This is a genomic window from Archangium lipolyticum, from assembly GCF_024623785.1.
GTDB lineage: Bacteria > Myxococcota > Myxococcia > Myxococcales > Myxococcaceae > Archangium > Archangium lipolyticum.
Window position 1 is genome coordinate 67,427 of the sequence record NZ_JANKBZ010000003.1, and the last position, 15,931, is coordinate 83,357.

12 protein-coding genes are annotated in these 15,931 nt (G+C 69.2%); 8 read left to right on the forward strand and 4 right to left on the reverse strand.

What is annotated here, in order from left to right; translation table 11 throughout:
- Positions 1-16: 16 nt before the first annotated feature.
- Complete coding sequence (locus NR810_RS07400; protein ID WP_257449450.1) at positions 17-682, reverse strand: hypothetical protein; 666 nt, start codon at positions 680-682, stop codon at positions 17-19.
- A gap of 77 nt (positions 683-759) precedes the next feature.
- On the reverse strand, positions 760-2,010 hold the full coding sequence (locus tag NR810_RS07405; RefSeq protein WP_257449452.1) for a hypothetical protein: 1,251 nt from the start codon (positions 2,008-2,010) through the stop codon (positions 760-762).
- Between the two features lie 261 nt (positions 2,011-2,271).
- On the opposite strand from NR810_RS07405, the gene NR810_RS07410 reads away from it, so the two are divergent.
- On the forward strand, positions 2,272-4,221 hold the full coding sequence (locus tag NR810_RS07410; RefSeq protein WP_257449454.1) for an alpha,alpha-trehalase: 1,950 nt from the start codon (positions 2,272-2,274) through the stop codon (positions 4,219-4,221).
- A 33-nt stretch (positions 4,222-4,254) separates the two neighbouring features.
- Here the strand turns inward: NR810_RS07410 and NR810_RS07415 are convergent, their stop codons facing one another.
- Positions 4,255-7,593 (reverse strand): hypothetical protein, encoded by a 3,339-nt coding sequence (locus tag NR810_RS07415; protein ID WP_257449456.1) that lies wholly within the window; start codon positions 7,591-7,593, stop codon positions 4,255-4,257.
- A 329-nt stretch (positions 7,594-7,922) separates the two neighbouring features.
- On the opposite strand from NR810_RS07415, the gene NR810_RS07420 reads away from it, so the two are divergent.
- Complete coding sequence (locus tag NR810_RS07420; RefSeq protein WP_257449458.1) at positions 7,923-9,623, forward strand: ATP-binding protein; 1,701 nt, start codon at positions 7,923-7,925, stop codon at positions 9,621-9,623.
- Between the two features lie 3 nt (positions 9,624-9,626).
- Here the strand turns inward: NR810_RS07420 and NR810_RS07425 are convergent, their stop codons facing one another.
- Entirely contained in the window at positions 9,627-10,847 is a 1,221-nt protein-coding gene (locus tag NR810_RS07425) for a cytochrome P450 (RefSeq protein WP_257449460.1), read from the reverse strand.
- A 96-nt stretch (positions 10,848-10,943) separates the two neighbouring features.
- Between NR810_RS07425 and NR810_RS07430 the strand changes: the two genes are divergently transcribed.
- The 6 genes from NR810_RS07430 to NR810_RS07455 all read left to right on the forward strand — a co-directional run bounded on the left by NR810_RS07430 (position 10,944) and on the right by NR810_RS07455 (position 15,923).
- The gene (locus NR810_RS07430) at positions 10,944-12,287 is read left to right on the forward strand and encodes a M16 family metallopeptidase (RefSeq protein ID WP_257449462.1); all 1,344 of its coding nucleotides are present in this window, start codon (positions 10,944-10,946) and stop codon (positions 12,285-12,287) included.
- Complete coding sequence (locus tag NR810_RS07435; protein ID WP_257449463.1) at positions 12,288-13,715, forward strand: M16 family metallopeptidase; 1,428 nt, start codon at positions 12,288-12,290, stop codon at positions 13,713-13,715.
- A complete protein-coding gene (locus NR810_RS07440) occupies positions 13,712-14,422 on the forward strand; it encodes an RluA family pseudouridine synthase (RefSeq protein WP_257449465.1) in 711 nt (236 codons plus the stop codon). Before NR810_RS07435 ends, NR810_RS07440 begins: the two co-directional genes overlap by 4 nt.
- A 7-nt stretch (positions 14,423-14,429) precedes the next feature.
- Positions 14,430-14,903: a restriction endonuclease subunit S gene (locus tag NR810_RS07445; RefSeq protein ID WP_257449466.1), complete on the forward strand. Its 474-nt coding sequence runs from the start codon at positions 14,430-14,432 to the stop codon at positions 14,901-14,903.
- A gap of 128 nt (positions 14,904-15,031) precedes the next feature.
- The gene (locus NR810_RS07450; protein ID WP_257449468.1) at positions 15,032-15,511 is read left to right on the forward strand and encodes a hypothetical protein; all 480 of its coding nucleotides are present in this window, start codon (positions 15,032-15,034) and stop codon (positions 15,509-15,511) included.
- Positions 15,512-15,524: 13 nt separating this feature from the next.
- Positions 15,525-15,923 carry a hypothetical protein gene (locus NR810_RS07455; protein ID WP_257449470.1) on the forward strand — a complete coding sequence of 133 codons (399 nt, stop codon included), beginning with the start codon at positions 15,525-15,527 and terminating at the stop codon, positions 15,921-15,923.
- Positions 15,924-15,931 lie beyond the last annotated feature (8 nt).

The window sequence follows — 15,931 nt, forward strand, 5'->3', positions numbered from 1 at the left end:
GCAGCGGGGAAGGGGACTACAGCGAGGGCCGCACCAGCCGCAGGTGGGACTTGCGGCCGGAGCCACTCGGGGTCCGGGGAGCCGGTCCCTGGCCATCACCCAGCGGGAGATCCCTCAGCTCCTCGCCGTGGTGGTTCTCCGGCGCGAGCGGATCCGCCGGCCCGCGCAGGCCCGAGCGGAGGATCACCAGGAAGAGCACCGTCAGCAGCAGGGTGACGGTGATGAGCGTCAGGTTGGTGTTGAGGTACAGCGAGTCGCGCGCTCCGGGATCCGGGAAGAAGAGGATGGTGACCAGCAGCATCCACCACACCCCGAGCAGCGCCAGGCCCACGCTCCCGACCCACAGCTTCACCCTCGAGCCGAAGGAACGCCGCACGGGGAAGTCCACGATCTTTCTCGGCACGGGATACGACCCGGAGGAGGGAGACTGCTCCTTCTCCCTCGATGCGCTCCGGGCCAGTACGAACGCGGGAACCTCTTCCCTCCACTCGCGAGGCCCGGATGGCAGCGCCCACGCCAGACCCCTCTCCCGGCGCATCCACTCGAGCGCCAGCGCCATCAGCACGACGAGGGTGAGCAGGGTGGGGCTCATCCGGAGGGAGCCGGCGGCGCCGCACAGGAGCACGGCACCGACGAGACCCGAGAGCAACGTCCGGAAGCGGGGGGGAATGAACACCGGCATGGAGCGAACGGTAGCAGAGATGGAGAGTCTCTCCAGTTTGCCAGCAGTCCGAGGGGTTTGCACTCCTCGCGTACGCCCTAGGTTGAGGGGCCGACGATCGGCTCCGGCATCACCCACAATCCCGCCGGGTCTCCATAGGCCTGGTCGAATGCATAGAGGATGCCCGTCCAGCGATCCCAGAAGGTGCCCCAGTTATACTCGGTGGGCGGGGCGGTGAAGGGGTTGCCGTCGCGATCCGGCCGGCTGTACGCGTAGTCGGCGTACCTCCACTCCACGGTGCCGAAGTACGTCCTGAGCAGCGGAGTGATGACCTCCAGCAGCGCCGAGCGGGACACCTCGTCCGGGCGGCGCACGGCCGGCGTGAAGACGGGCTGTGCCATGTCGTGCTGCTCGCGCCAGGCCACGTAGTTGTTGCCCATGGCGATGAGTGCGTCACGCTCGGCTGGTGTGGGTGCCAGGCGGGCCTTCTCATAGAGCGCGAAGGCCGCCACCAGCAGACTTTTCCAGTGCATGCCCGAGAAGAGGCCCTCGAACTGGTGCGGCCGGGGCGTGTCGTTGGCGTGGGCGAGCGCGTACTCGTAGGCCACCCGCGCCTGCTGCGGCACGGCCTCCGGGAGGGAGAACTCCGTCAGCACGCGCTCGGGCGTCATCTCACCGGTGGCGGTCCGGCGCCAGTCGAGGAACAGGCGCCCCGCGCCACCAATGTCCGTGAAGATGGCGACGTTGCCCTCGTGCAGGGTGCGCTCGAAGGTGATGACGATGGACTCCGCCTTGTCGAGCGGGAAGAAGCCCGGCGCGCTCCAGTAGAGCGAGGCGAAGCGCAGGACGGTGGTGGTGAAGGTGCGCGGGTCCGCCAGCGCCTCCCAGTTCATGGCCGTGGTGAGCGAGGCGATGGACGTGGCCGCGTCGAGGGGCAGGCCGTGCAGGACGAGCTGCAGGGAGAGGCTCTCGACGGTGAGCCGCAGCTCGCCGGTGAGGCCCAGCCCGTCGAGGAAGTTGCTCACGGAGAGCACCGGCCGTCCCCGGGCGGCGGCGATCGCCTGCCGTGCGATGGCGGTGCCGAGCATGCCCTGGCCACCGGTCTGCGAGGCGTGGGGCGCGAAGGTGAACCAGTTGGGGCGGACGTTGCTGCTGCCGCCGGGCTGGAGGCTCGGGTCGAGCAGGGCGCCCAACTCGTAGGCGATCTCGATGTAACCCAGGGTGATGCGGCGGTTGTCCTGCAACGGGGTGGGCTCCGCGTCGGCGTGGGCGGGGGACGCCAGCCCCAGGACGGCCAGCAGCAGCGCGGCGGTGGCGACGGGGCGGAACGGCGGCTCTTGAATCTCCACGGGGTCTCTTCTCCTGCGGTAGGGGGGAACGGGGTGGAGCGGCGCGCACCGTAGTCACCTCGCGCGGTGTTCCAAATGGTTTCCGGTGGATGGTCGCAGATTGGTTTGAAGACAAACTATATATTTTGAAGACAAACAACTCTCATGGAGTGCGATGCGGATCCGGCATCAGCAGGTGAGCGGACGAGCCGTGTGAATGTGGATTGGCCGCGCGGCGGACTCGTGTACCTTGAGCGCGCGCATTCACGCAGAAGGTCGAACGTGCCCATCCGGACGCAGTCTCCCCGTCTTCTCCGCTCTGCTTCCTCCCCGAAGAATCCGCTTCCGATCGCCGCGCCAACGGCTCCCGCCGCACGGCCCGCGACTCCGGGTTCCCTGTCCGCCACCACGGCCACCGCGCGCCTCGCCTACGAGGTGCTGATGACCCTGGATCTCGACGGCGATGGCCGCCTCACCGCTCGCGACGCCGAGCGCGCCCGTGAGCGTGGGCAGCGCTTCGCGGTGGAGCTGGTGCTCGGCCCGGGAGCGCGTCTGGAGCTGACCGGGGCGGAGCGGCTCGCGCACGCCGCGGACGTCCTCTCCGAGGAGCTGCTCGAGGGGCGGGGTGATGAGCCGGGGCTGCCCGTGGAGCGGATGCTCGCCCCGCGCACGGAGACGTTGCGGCGGTTGATCGACCAGGGTTGGGACGGGCTCGTCCGCCGCTCCGACCGGGCCGAGGATCTCAAGAAGGCGCTCGCGGTGATGCCGGTGAAGGACCCCGAGGGCCGGCTGCGCGTGTACGTCCCCGCGCGCGATCGCAAGGCTCTCAAGAAGCTCCGCGCCGAGGCCCGGCGCTCCGGCGGCCTGGAGATGGTGCCGCTCCAGAAGCCTCGTGGGGCCGAGGACTGGCGGGCGCTCATGCGCGCGCCGGGGATGCTCTACCTCCCGCGCCCCTACATCGTCCCGGGTGGCCGCTTCGTGCAGATGTTCGGCTGGGACAGCTACTTCAACGCCCGGGGGGCCCTGGCCTCCGGCCGCTACGAGCTCGCGAGGGATCTGCTCGAGAACCAGCTCTACGAGATCGAGTACTACGGGAAGATCCCCAACTCGAACCTCAGCTACCACCTGTCGCGGACCCAGCCGCCGCTCATGCCCCGGCTGGCGCTGGAGCTCCACGCGGTGCGCCCGGACCTGCGTCTGTTGAAGCGGGTGGCGAAGGTGGCCGAGCAGGAGCTCGAGAACGTCTTCCGCACGGGTCCGCGCGCCACGCCGAGCGGGCTCTCCCGCTACAAGGACGACGCCGAGGGGCCCGACGCCGAGGACCTGTCCGCGTTCTATGCCTCGCGGCCGGACGACGCCGAGTTCCACCGTCACGATCGCGCCATCCGCGAGAGTGGCTGGGACATGTGCCACCGCTTCGGCACGGCCACGCACCACCACGAGCCGGTGTGCCTCAACTCGCTGCTGTTCCAGTACGAGATGGATCTCGCGGAGATCCTCCGCCTGGTGGAAGGGGCGGACTCGCTGAAGGCGGCCCGGTACGCGAAGGCGGCCCGGGCCCGGGCGCGCACCATGCGCACGCGCTTCTGGGACGCCGGGCGGGGGATGTTCTTCGACCACGACTTCGTGGCCGGACGCCGCTCGCGCTACGAGTCCCTGGCCACCTTCTATCCGCTGTGGACGGGCTGGGCATCGCGGGAGGAGGCCGCCGCCGTGGCCGCCGCGCTCCCGCGCTTCCTCCATGATGGAGGCCTGACCTCCAGCACCCGCGCGTCGCGCGAGGCCGCGGGTGGAGAGGCCCTGCAGTGGGACTGGCCCTTCGGCTGGGCGCCGCACCAGATCATCGCGGTGGAGGGGCTGCGCCGCTACGGCTTCCACGCCGAGGCCGACGCGGTGGCCTACCGCTGGGTGTCCATGATTCTGGACATCGCGGGGAGCCACAACGGCCTGGTGAAGGAGAAGTACGACGTGGTGAGCAGGTCCGCCGAGGTGGCCGTGGAGTACGGCAACCAGGGCGCGGATCGCGGGCCGCTGCTGGCGCCCAGGTCCGAGCGCACGCTGGGCTTCGCCTGGACGAACGCCTCGGTGCTGCTGCTGCTGGATGGCTTGTCTCCCGAGCTGCGCGAGGCGCTCGATGCGGGCCTCCCCGCCGACAGCGTGCTCGGACCTCCGCGCGACCAGGGCGGCAGCGGTCGTTCCCGGAAGAAGCGCGGTGCCCGCATCGCCGCGTGAGATACCTCCCGGCCGTTCGCTTGTTCCTCTGGGTCATCCCGTCGTGACGGTGACGGCCCGGGCGGCGGCGCGGACCGCGGGGCGTGGATGCTGGCGCAGCTCGCGCAGGAGCCGCCGGGCCTCGTCCCCCCGCCAATCCTGCCGGTTGCCCACCTCGCGCACGAGCGCCAGTGACACGAGCGGGGCCTCGGCTCGCACCCGGGCCGCCACGTCCAGCAGCACCTCTTGCGAGCACTCCTCCCTGGCGAACTTCATCACCGACGCCACCATGGTCTCGAGCGCCTGGGCGAAGAGGGGCTCGTCGCGGATCTCCGCCGCGAGCCCGAGCAGCGCGTCGGCGACCGGGCCCGCCTCCTTCCAGACCAGGGCATGCACCCGGAGCCGGGCCGACAGGGGCCACAGGCAGGCGTCCCTGTCGAGCACGCGCGCCACCTCGTTCAGCCGCTGACGCAGGCCCAGCAACACCGGGCGCGGCTTGACCAGCAGTCCTTCGACGAGGAGCTTCAGCCGGTTGTACGCGGGCAGATCCCCCCGGGGCCCGGCGTCCTGCTCCTCCTTCATGGAGGCGGAGACGAGCGCCGCCGCGCAGTCCACCACCTGCTCGAAGGCGCGCCCATCCCGTGTCACCAGCGTCAGCAACACGGTGGCGCCATTCCATTCCTCTCCGCTGGAGAGATCCACGATGCGCGCCGCCGCGAGCCGCGCCACCCGCTCCTCGATTCCCGACGACCAGTCAAACAGCGCGTGGAAGGTCCGCTGGCGCACCTCGTATTCCGGGTGGTCCGCCAGTTGGAAGAGGAGCTCGGCGTAGCGGGGACGGAGCCGGTCGGGGAGGGCCTCGGGAGACTGCTCGAGGACACTCCGGGCCACGTACGGATCCGGGTTGCGCACGAGGGTCGCCAGCATCTCCCAGGCGGACTCCTCCGTCTCCAGCAGCCGGCGCGCGGCGTGGCTCATCGCGATGCACACGTCCCGGTGCACGTGGGGCTCGTTCCATTGCTGGCGCAGCAGGGCCAGGGAGCTGGCATCACGGGCGGTGGCGAGCTGCCGCACCAGCTCCTTGTGCACCGTCACCTTCATCTTGCCGCGCGAGAGCAGCACGGCCAGCGTGCCCGTGCGGCGGGCGGGAGGCAGCTGCTTCAGGATTTCGGGCAGCGCGTACATGGCCACCCGCGCGCGATCCCCGTCCAGGTGCTCCAGCAGCAGGGGGAGCGCGAACTCGGGCCGGTCCAGCTTCGCGAGCGCGCCGAGCGCGGCCTCCACCGTGGGCACGTCATGCCACTCGAGGAAGGGTTGGAGGTGCTTCTCCGTCACCACCGGCAGCCGCGCCAGGGTGTGCAGCACGTCCGTCCGCTCCCAGTCACAGCGCACCTCGTCGTTGGCGATCCGCAGGAGCAGCTCCCGGTAGCGCTCCTGGTGCCGGGGCAGCCAGCGCTGGAAGCCCTCGCGCAGGATGGGAATCCAACCCCGGCCGTCCACGGCGAAGCGGCCCTCCAGGGGGCGGCCGTCGAGGTAGGGCTCCAGCGCCTCCGGCCGGTGCCGGTGGAGGTGCTCGAGCACCTGGGGGAAGGTGATGGCCGAGGCGTCCCGCGCCAGCAGCTTGCGCACGCGCTGATCCCTCGTCCGGGGCGGCTCCAGCCAGTACTGGATCGCCCGGTGGGCGTGCCAGTCGATCTCCGACTCGGTGATGGGCTCCAGCAGCGCCTGGAGCATGTCCACGTTCCAGGCGCGCCGGCCGAGCGTCTCGCACAGGGCGAAGACGAGCTTGGGCCGCTCGTGCTGGCCGACGGCACGGATCCGCGGCAGCAGGGCGGCCACCAGGTGGTGCTCGGCGCCTCGGGCCAGCCCCTTGAGCCGGATGATCTCGATGGAGTCGTCCAGCCCGACGAGCCGCTCCAGCGTCCTCAAGGCGAACTGGAAGAGGTCTCCCCGGTGCTCCATCAGGTGGGCCCGGATGAGCTCGAGGATCAGGCTCCGCAGCGCCGTCAGGGTGGCCTCCGAGGTGTCGCGCGCCTCGAGCGCGTCCGTCACCAACGTCTCCAGGAGCGCAATGTGCTCGGAGGTGTAGAGGGGGGCCATGATCTCGAGCGCCCGCAGGACCTCGCGGCGGACCGGATCCTGCTCGTTCTTCAGCCGGGAGAGGTAGGTGAGCGTCTCCGTCACTCCCCGGCCCGACAGGGCGGTGCTGGCCACGAGCATCGAGAGCGCCATCGCCCGGTCATGGGGGTCGCTGGCGAAGGCGGCCTCCTGGAGGGGCTCGCGCGAGTGCTCGATGGCGCGGAAGGTCAGCAGGCGGAGCCGCTGATGGCGATCCTCCCGGAGCTCGGGCCGCTCGAGCTGACGTGCCGCCTCGGCGTCCCGCGTGGCGGTGGGCAGGGCGCAGATGAGATGCGTCTCCAGCTGGGGAGGAGGGACACCGTCGAAGGCATGCGTGAAGAGGGCGGTCCGCTCGGAGGGGGGCACCCTCTGGAGCAGCCGGGTGAGGAGCCCCTGGCGGTCCGCCAGCAGGCGTGCGAGGCCCAGGCGCTGCTCGGACGAGAAGCACTTCGCCACCTCCCGCAGCATGCCCGGTGACAGGATCCTTTCGTTCAGGCTCTTCTGAAGCGAGGGCCGGCCGAGGAGCTGGAGGACCTGTTCCGGGTACTCGCGCACGAGCCGGGGCAGGCCCCTCACCACGAATTCGGGCACGGAGGTGGAGAGGTACTCGCGCACGAGGGCGAGCACCGCCTCGGTCCGGAGGCCGAGCAGCTCCCCCAGGGGCACCTGCCAGGTGTGGAAGAGCTCCTCGCGCGCCGAGGCGGAGGCCTCGGAGAACCGGGCCTGGAGGAAGGCGAGCACCGCGTCCGGGTGGCGGTGCACCAGCGTGCGCCAGGCCCGCACGGCATGTGCGAGCTCCGGCAGGAAGCGCCGCATGTCCTCGGTGTCCAGCGCGGGGAGCAGCAGGGCCGCCTCGCCATCGCCATGGTTCGCGCGGACGACTGGCAGCAGCCGGGCCGCGAGCCGTTTCCTCCGGGCGAGCGCCACGCCCTTGAGCACCCGCCGCCGGCTCAGGGCGGACAGCTCGGGGAGGATTCGCTCGAGCGCCGTGTCGTCCCGGATGCCTTGTCCGGCGAAGGCGGCGGCGCGTCCCCGCACCGCTCGCGAGGGGTGGGTGAGGCCGCGGAGCAGCACGGCCTCGTTCCGGGCGGCGCGGGCCATCACCAGCGCCAGGGTCGCCTCGTAGGCCTCTCCGGCCACCAACTCGTCCATCAGCGCCGAGAGGGACTGGAGCCCCCGGGCCTCCCGCCCGATCGTGGCCACGCGCTCGAAGCGTGCCCTGTAGCCCCGTGAGTCCAACTCCTCCAGCAGCGCGGCGCGAGTGGGTACCTGCAAGCCTGCTCCCCTCCGGTGTGGTCCGTGACTTCACGCCCCCTGACGTCCAGTGCCCGGTCGCCTGACAGCCGTCAGAGGTGTAGGCCCACTGCGCACCTTCCTCTTCGAGGCTCGGGGTTGATCCACCGGAGACTCTCTCTGACAATGAGAAATCCAGAACGGTTGGAGCGGCCCGGGGAATGGCGGGGCGCCTGACCGCAAAGTTCTCAAGTAGGTTCCGAGAATCGGATTCATCGAAAGACGAACAGGTGAGCGGACGGATGGAGCTGCCCAGCCACCCCAGTCTCGCCGGGATGGGGGCCCCGGCATTCGAAGTGCGAGAGGCGCGGATGAGTGGTGAGACCACGGCGGAGCAGGCCCTGCGTGCCAGCAACCTGCTACTCAAGGCCCTCACCGAGGCCCAGACGGAGTTCATCCAGGGCCATGAGCCCCATCGGTTGTTCGACAAACTCCTATCAGTTCTGCTGCGGCTGACGAGCAGCGAGTACGGCTTCATCGGCGAGGTGAGGCACAACCCGGATGGCACGCCCTACCTGCGGACCAATGCCATCACCAACATCGGTTGGACGCCGGAGCTTCGGGCCTTCCACGATCGCCAGGCCCCCCAGGGCATGGAGTTCCGCAACCTCAAGACGCTCTTCGGCACGGTGATGACGACGGGCAAGCCGGTGGTGGCCAACATGCCGGCGGTGGATCCGCGCCGGGGCGGGCTGCCCGATGGGCACCCCCCGTTGCGCTGCTTCCTGGGACTGCCCTTCCACTCGGCCACGGAGCTGGTGGGCATGGTGGGCATCGCCAACCGCCCCGGAGGCTATGACGACGAGGTCATCTCCTTCGTCCAGCCCTTCCTGGCCACGTGCTGCGCCATCCTCCAGGGCCTGCGCAGCGAGCAGCGGCGACAGCAGGCCGAGGAGGAGGTCCGGCGCTCCGCGGCGAGCTTCCGCACCCTCATCGAGCGCTCGCCGGATGCCATCGTCCTGCACCGGGATGGCAAGGTGCTCTTCGCCAACCCCGCCGCCGCCTGTCTGCTGGGCCATGAGAGCGAGGAGATGCTCCGGGGCCGTCCGGTCGAGGAGCTCGTCCAGCCCGGCAACGAGTTCGCGTTCGCCGAGCTCTCCAGTGTCGGCACTCCCCACGAGGTGAAGTTCCGGCACCGCGAGGGCCGGCGGGTGCTGGGCGAGGTGGTGACCGTCTCCCTGCCTTTCGACGGCCAGCCGACGGTGGTCTCCATCGCCCGCGACATCACCGAGCGCCGGCAGGTGCAGGAGAAGCTGCTGGCCTCCGAGCGCATGGTGTCGCTGGGCACGCTGGCCGCCGGCGTGGCCCATGAGATCAACAACCCCCTGTCGTACATGCTGAGCAACCTGCGCTTCGTGGACGACGAGCTGGCCGCGCTGGCCGAGGCGGGCGAGACGCTCTCGGGCGAGCGGGGACAGGAGGTCCGGGACGCGCTGCGGGAGGCGCTCTCGGGCAGCACCCGCGTGCGCGACATCGTGCGGGACTTGAAGACCTTCTCGCGCGGCAACGACGAGCAGCAGGGCGGGGCGGTGGACGTGCGGACCGTGCTCGACTCGTGCGTGAACATGGCCTGGAGCGAGATCCGCCACCGCGCGCGGCTGGTGAAGGACTACGGCGACGTGCCGCCCGTGGGCGCCAACGAGTCCCGGCTCGCCCAGCTCTTCCTCAACCTGCTCGTCAACGCCGCCCAGGCCATCCCCCATGGGGATCTCCAGGCCAACGAGATCCGCCTCTCCACCACCCACGAGGAGGGGCAGGTGGTGGTGGCGGTGCGCGACACCGGCGTGGGCATCCCCAAGGAGAACCTCGGCCGGCTGTTCGATCCCTTCTTCACCACCAAGCCCATTGGGGTGGGCACCGGACTGGGGCTCTCCATCTGCCACGGCATCATCACCGCGCTGGGCGGACGCATCACCGTGCAGAGCGCACCGGGCCAGGGCACCACCTTCCGGGTCTTCCTGCCGGTGGCCGCCTGCTCGGAGCAGCGGGGGCCGGAGCAGGCCGCCTCGTAGGCCTCAGCGCCGCTCGGCCCTCAGCCGGAGGCTCCGGGGGCCCCGCAGCAGGAAGCTGCCGCCCCAGTCGATGTGATCCTCCTGGCCAGGGGCGAAGGCCAGGCGGCGCACCCGGCGGAGGATCTCCTCGAGGGCCACCTTCGTCTCGAGCCGGGCCAGCGGCGCGCCCAGGCAGAAGTGGATGCCATGGCCGAAGGCGATGTGTCCGTGGGTGTCCCGGGTGATGTCGAACCGGTCCGGCTCGGGGAACTTCCGCGGATCCCGGTTGGCCGAGGCGAGCAGGAACATGACGCGCGAGCCCTTCGGCAGCGCCTGGTCGCCGAGCTCCGTGTCCGCCGTGGTCACCCGGAAGACGGCATGGGCCGGCGGCTCGTAGCGCAGCACCTCCTCGATGGCGTTGGGGATGAGCGAGGGGTCCGCCGCCAGCTTCTCCCACTCGGAGGGGTGCCGCATCAGCGCCACCAGCCCATTGCCGAGCAGGCTGGTGGTGGTCTCGTTCCCGGCCACGAGCAGCAACCGGGTGAAGGCGATGACCTCGGCGGGAGACAGCAGCCCCTCCTGCTCACCCGATTCCAGCAGGGCGCTGATGAGATCCCCGCGCGGCTCCTGGCGGCGCCGCGCGATGGCGGCCTCCAGGTACTCGTTGAGGGCCCGGAGCTCGGAGAGCATCCGCGGCATCTCCCGCCTGTCGGTGGAGAAGTCGGTGCTCTGGACGACGGCATCCGACCAGCGCTTGAAGTCCTCGCGGCGCTCGGGCTCGATGCCCAGCATCTCGGCGATGACGATGACCGGCAGGGGCTCGGCCAGGTCCGCCACGAAGTCGGGCTCCTCCCGGGAGAGCATGGCGTCGAGCAGCCCGCTGGCGATCTCCCGGATGCGCGGCTCCAGGTCGGCGATCCGGCGGGGCGTGAAGGCGCGGCTCACCAGGGTGCGCAGGCGCGTATGCACGGGCGGGTCGTTGAAGATCAGGTTGTTGCCGGGCTGGAAGTACTGGAGCAGCTCCCCGCCGAGCGCCTCCGGCGGCAGCCCGCCGGGGGTCGTCCGCGAGGAGAACAGGGCGGGGTTCTTGAGGGCGGGAAAGACGTCCTCGTGGCGGGTGACGACGTAGCAGCCCATCAGGGCCTCGACCTTCTGGACCGGCCTGCTGGACTCCCTCAGCGTCCGATAGAGGGGGTAGGGGTTGGCCAGCACCTCGGACGTCAACATGGGGTTGGTGGAATTCATCGGCTCTCCGTGTCGTGGGGTCGGCTTTCGGCCGCGAGACACTCCCGCCTCGAAACACCTGCTTGCTCCGAGGGAAGCCGTGTATAGGGTGTCCTCATGCCGAAGGCACCCGCGAAACCCGCCGAGCGCACGGCGGACCCCGTCCTCCAATCCCTGTTCGACGTTCAGGAGGCCACGCTGTCCAATGGCCTCAAGGTTCGTCTGCTCGCCAATAATCAAACGCCCGTGGTGAGCCTCTACACCTTCTTCCAGGTGGGCAGCCGCAACGAGCGGCCCGGCATCACCGGCATCAGCCACCTCTTCGAGCACATGATGTTCAACGGGGCGAAGAAGTACGGCCCCAAGCAGTTCGACAAGGTGCTCGAGTCCAACGGCGGCCGCTCCAACGCCTACACGTCCACGGACATGACCGTGTACTACGAGGACTTCGCCTCGGACGCGCTGGAGACGGTGTTGGATCTGGAGTCGGACCGGATGCGCGCGCTGCGCATCAACGACGAGTCGCTCGCCAGCGAGCGCCAGGTGGTGATGGAGGAGCGCCGCGCCCGGGTGGACAACGACATCACCGGGATGATGGACGAGGAGCTGGGCACGCTCGTCTGGAAGGCCCACCCGTACCGCTGGCCCGTCATCGGGTGGATGAAGGACATCGAGAACATCACCCGCCAGGACTGCGAGCAGTACTTCCGCACGTACTACGCGCCCAACAACGCGGTGCTCTACATCTGCGGGGACATCGACCCGAAGAAGACGCTGGCGCTGGTGCGCCGCTACTACGGGGACATCCCCAAGGGCCCCGCGCCCGCCCCCGTGCTCGACGCCGAGCCCCCCCAGAAGGGCGAGCGCCGCGCCGAGCTGCGCCACCCCGCCCAGTCCCCGTCGGTGATGATCGCCTACCGGGGCCCCGCGGGGCGTGACGAGGACACGCTCATCCTGGACATCATCCAGTACGCGCTGACGAAGGGCGAGGGCAGCCGGCTGGTGAAGAAGCTCGTCTACGACACGCAGCTGGCCATCTCCGTGGGAGTGGACTGGGGCTGGCGGATCGATCCCGGCGCCATCCTCGTCTTCCTGGAGCTCAAGCCGGACTCGGATCCGCGCAAGGTGGAGGAGGTCGTCTACGAGGAGCTGGCGCGCGTGGCCCGCGAGGGGCTCACGGAGCGCGAGCTGCAGAAGGCCAAGAACAACCTGCGGGCGGACCACCTGCGGGAGCTGGCGACGAACAGCGGGCGCGCGCACGCCATGGGCCACTACGAGGCGCTGCTCGGCTCGTGGCGGAGCGGGCTGACGCTGCCCTCGGTGTACTCGGCCACCACGAACGAGCAGGTGAAGGCCGTGGCGGCGAAGTACTTCGTCCCCGAGCGCCGCTCCGTGGTGACGCTCCTCCCCGCGCCGGGCGAGGCCGCTGGGGAAATCGAAGATGGAAAGGACGCCGAGTAGATGGCCACCCGAGCCAAGACCCTGAAGAAGAAGGCAGCCCCGGCCAGGAAGGCGGCCCCCGCGAAGAAGGCGGCCCCGGCCAGGAAGGCGGCTCCCACCACCACCACCACGGGCACCCTGACGCTGCCCACCATCCACGAGAGCACCACCTCCAGCGGACTGAAGGTGCTGGCCGCCGAGCGCGGACCGCTGCCGCTGGTGGCCATGCGGCTCGTCGTCCGGGCCGGCAGCGCGGCGGACCCCGCGGACAAGCACGGCCTGGCGGACTTCACCGCGCGCCTGCTGCGCCGGGGCACCGCGAAGATGAGCGCGGACGAGCTCGACGAGGCGATCGAGTTCGTCGGCGCGAGCTTCTCCGTGGGCAGCAACGAGGACATCCTCTCGCTCTTCATCACCACGCCGGCCGAGTACTTCCCGGACATGCTGTCCATCCTCGGGCAGCTGGTGCGCGAGCCCTCCTTCCCGGAGCGCGAGGTGGAGCAGTCCCGCGAGCGGACGCTGGCGGGGTTCTCCAACGACCTGGACGATCCCTCGGTGATCGCCGACCGGGCCTTCACGCGGGCGCTGTGGGGCAACCACCCGTACGGCCACGACGTGGGAGGCAGCACGGCGCATGTGCGGACCTTCACGCGTGACGACGTGGTGCGCTTCCACCGGGAGCGGATGGGGCCTCGGGTGTCGCTGCTGACGGTGGTGGGCGCGGTGAGCCCCGAGCGGGTGGCGGAGGAGGCGGAGAAGGCCTTCGCTGGCTGGGAGGGCGGGCCGGAGGCGCCGGTGGAGCTCTCGTCGGGCGACTCGGTGGCCACGGGCCGGGTGATCGTGGTCGACAAGCCGGACCAGACGCAGTCGCAGGTGCGCATCGGCGGACCGGGCTACCGGCTCGGGCACCCGGACTACTTCCCGGCCACGGCGATGAACATCGCGCTGGGTGGTGGCTTCACCTCGCGGCTGGTGAACGAGGTGCGCGTGGAGCGCGGCCTGACGTACGGCATCCACAGCTACTTCGACGCGATGAGCGCGGGAGGCGTGTTCGGCATCTCCACGTTCACCAAGACGGAGACGACGCGGGAGATCATCGACGTCTCGCTGGCCGAGGTGACGAAGGTGCGCGAGGGAGGCATTCCCGGGGGCGAGCTGAAGAAGGCCCAGCGCTACCTGGCGGGGCTGTACCCGCTGCGCACGGAGACGAACGAGTCCGTGGCGGCGGTCATCAGCGACATCCGGGTGCACGGGCTCGGGGATGACTGGGTGGAGAAGTTCCGGGATCGGCTGCTCGCGGTGAAGCCGAAGCAGACGGTGGAGGTAGCGGCGAAGTACCTGTTCTCCAAGCCGCCGCTGATCGTCGTGCTGGGCCGCGCGGATGCGATTGGCAAGCAGCTCAAGGGGCTGGGGCCGGTGACCGTGGTGCCGGCCTCGGAGTACGAGTGAGCGATCTCCGCGTTCTCTTCGAGGGCGCGGGGCTGCTCGCGGTGGACAAGCCGGCGGGGATGCTGGTCATCCCCGGCCGCGCCGAGGGGAGCGGGCCGTCACTGCGCGAGGTGCTGGAGGAGCGGCTGAAGCGCAAGGTGTACGTGGTGCACCGGTTGGATCGGGACACCTCGGGGGTGGTGGTGTTCGCCCTGGAGCCGGACAAGCACCGGACGCTGTCGATGGCCTTCGAGGCGGGGAAGGTGCGCAAGCGCTACCTGGCGCTGGTGGAGGGCTGGGTGGAGGCGCCGCGGGTGGTGGACGCGGCGCTGGCGCCCGCGCGCAAGGGGCGCATGCGGGTGGCGAGGCCGGGTGAGGAGGGGAAGCCCTCGCGCACGCGGGTGAGGCCGGTGGAGGTGTTCGCGGCGGCCTCGCTGGTGGAGGCCGAGCCGGAGACGGGGCGGACGCACCAGATCCGCGTGCACTTGTTGTCGGAGGGGCACCCGCTGCTGGTGGATCACCAGTACGGGCGGGCCGAGCCGCTGAAGGCGAAGGAGCTGGGCGGGGAGGGGGAGGAGGAGGTGCTGGCGCGGACGCCTCTGCACGCGGCGAGGCTGGAGTGGCCCGCGATGCCGGGGGTGGAAGCGCGAGTGCTGGAGTCCCCGCTGCCCGCGGACATGGCGAGGACGGTGGAGCTCCTGCGCAAGGCCCCCCTCTCCGTGAGATGAGGGCTCTGTGGAACTGGGTTGGATTGATGACGCGCAAGATCATATTTCCGAAGCCGCGGTCGCAAACTCAGCAGTCAAGCGGATCCCCAAGGGCTCCCTGTTGTTTGTCGTCAGAGGAATGATCCTTGCGCATTCATTCCCGACAGCCATTACTACGCGAGAAGTGACGATCAATCAGGACATGAAGGCTCTAGTCCTGGCACGACCTGACCTTGGGGAGTTCTTGCTCCGCTCTTGTCAAGCAGCACGGACAAGAATACTCCAAAAGGTTGTTCGCTCAACCCACGGTACGTGCCGCCTTGAGTCCAAGGACCTGGAACAGTTCCCTCTTGCAATCCCCTCTCTGGCTGAACAAAAGCGCATCGTCGCCAAGGTCAACCAGCTCATGGCTCTCTGTGCGGAACTGGAATCCAAACTGCGGGACGCGGAAAAGGGCGCGGAGCGTCTCGCCGAGGGGATGACTGCGGCGATGGTGATGTAATAAGCACGCCATGCGAACTCATGATGCGGGAGCCCGACGGTGTGGCTTCCGCATGCGACTGGCAGGCAATAAACATTGACAAGCAGGAATCGCATCAAGGCGGCAGGGCGCGAAGGCATCATGTAGAAATGAGACTGCTCGCAGTGATGGCGGCCACGACAATGGTCTACGCGGGATGCGCCCACACCCAACGGCCAGAGCCCCGAGTCCATGTCATTTCCGAGAATGCGGAGGGAATCGGCACCGGGTCCGGAACTGGCGGCGCTGGAGACGACATCTGCCAGAATGAACTCGAAAAATGCATGAAGTCCTGCTGGGAGAAAAAGCAGTGGCCGTACCCCCACAGCAAAGAACAGGCTGGCTGGTACTACAAACGCTGCACCGCCGACTGCAATCGGGAATTCACTGCTTGCGAAGAGGAACACGAAGAGGCCGCGCGCCAGAGGGAAAAGAAGCTCGAGTTCTCACGCATGGACGAAGCACTCGCATGGCTCAGGGAGCACAAGACCGAGGTGGCGCTGGGAACCATCGTCGTTGTCGGTGGCGTGGCCTTCTTCATCACGACGGGCGGTTCTGGTGCGCTGCTCCTGGCTCCGCTTGCCCTCTAGTCCGGAGACCAAGATGATCTACAACCACAACTTCGACGTCGATTCTGTCTTCGACATCCTGCGCACCATCAACGAAAAGTACCCAGAAGGCTCGCCAGAGGACGAAGCACTCCGAATCGCCTCGGTGGCGCTGTTCTACGTCCGTGAAATCCAGAAGCTGGACGACTATCGCGAGTTCTTCCGCTCGTTCTACACGCCCGCCATCGATTACATCATCGTGTCCCAGACGTTCGCCACGAGAGAAGAAGCGGACGAGTGGCTCGGAAGTGGAAGGGCAAGGGATGGCGATCTCGTCCGGATCGCTGGCCAGGGATTCCAGGTCATGCCCGAGCGCAAGGGAACGGGCTTGCGGTTCGTCAGGATGCCCCTGCCGGAAGAACTGATGAAGAACCATCCTCCGAAGTCAGAGTAGGAGGGTAA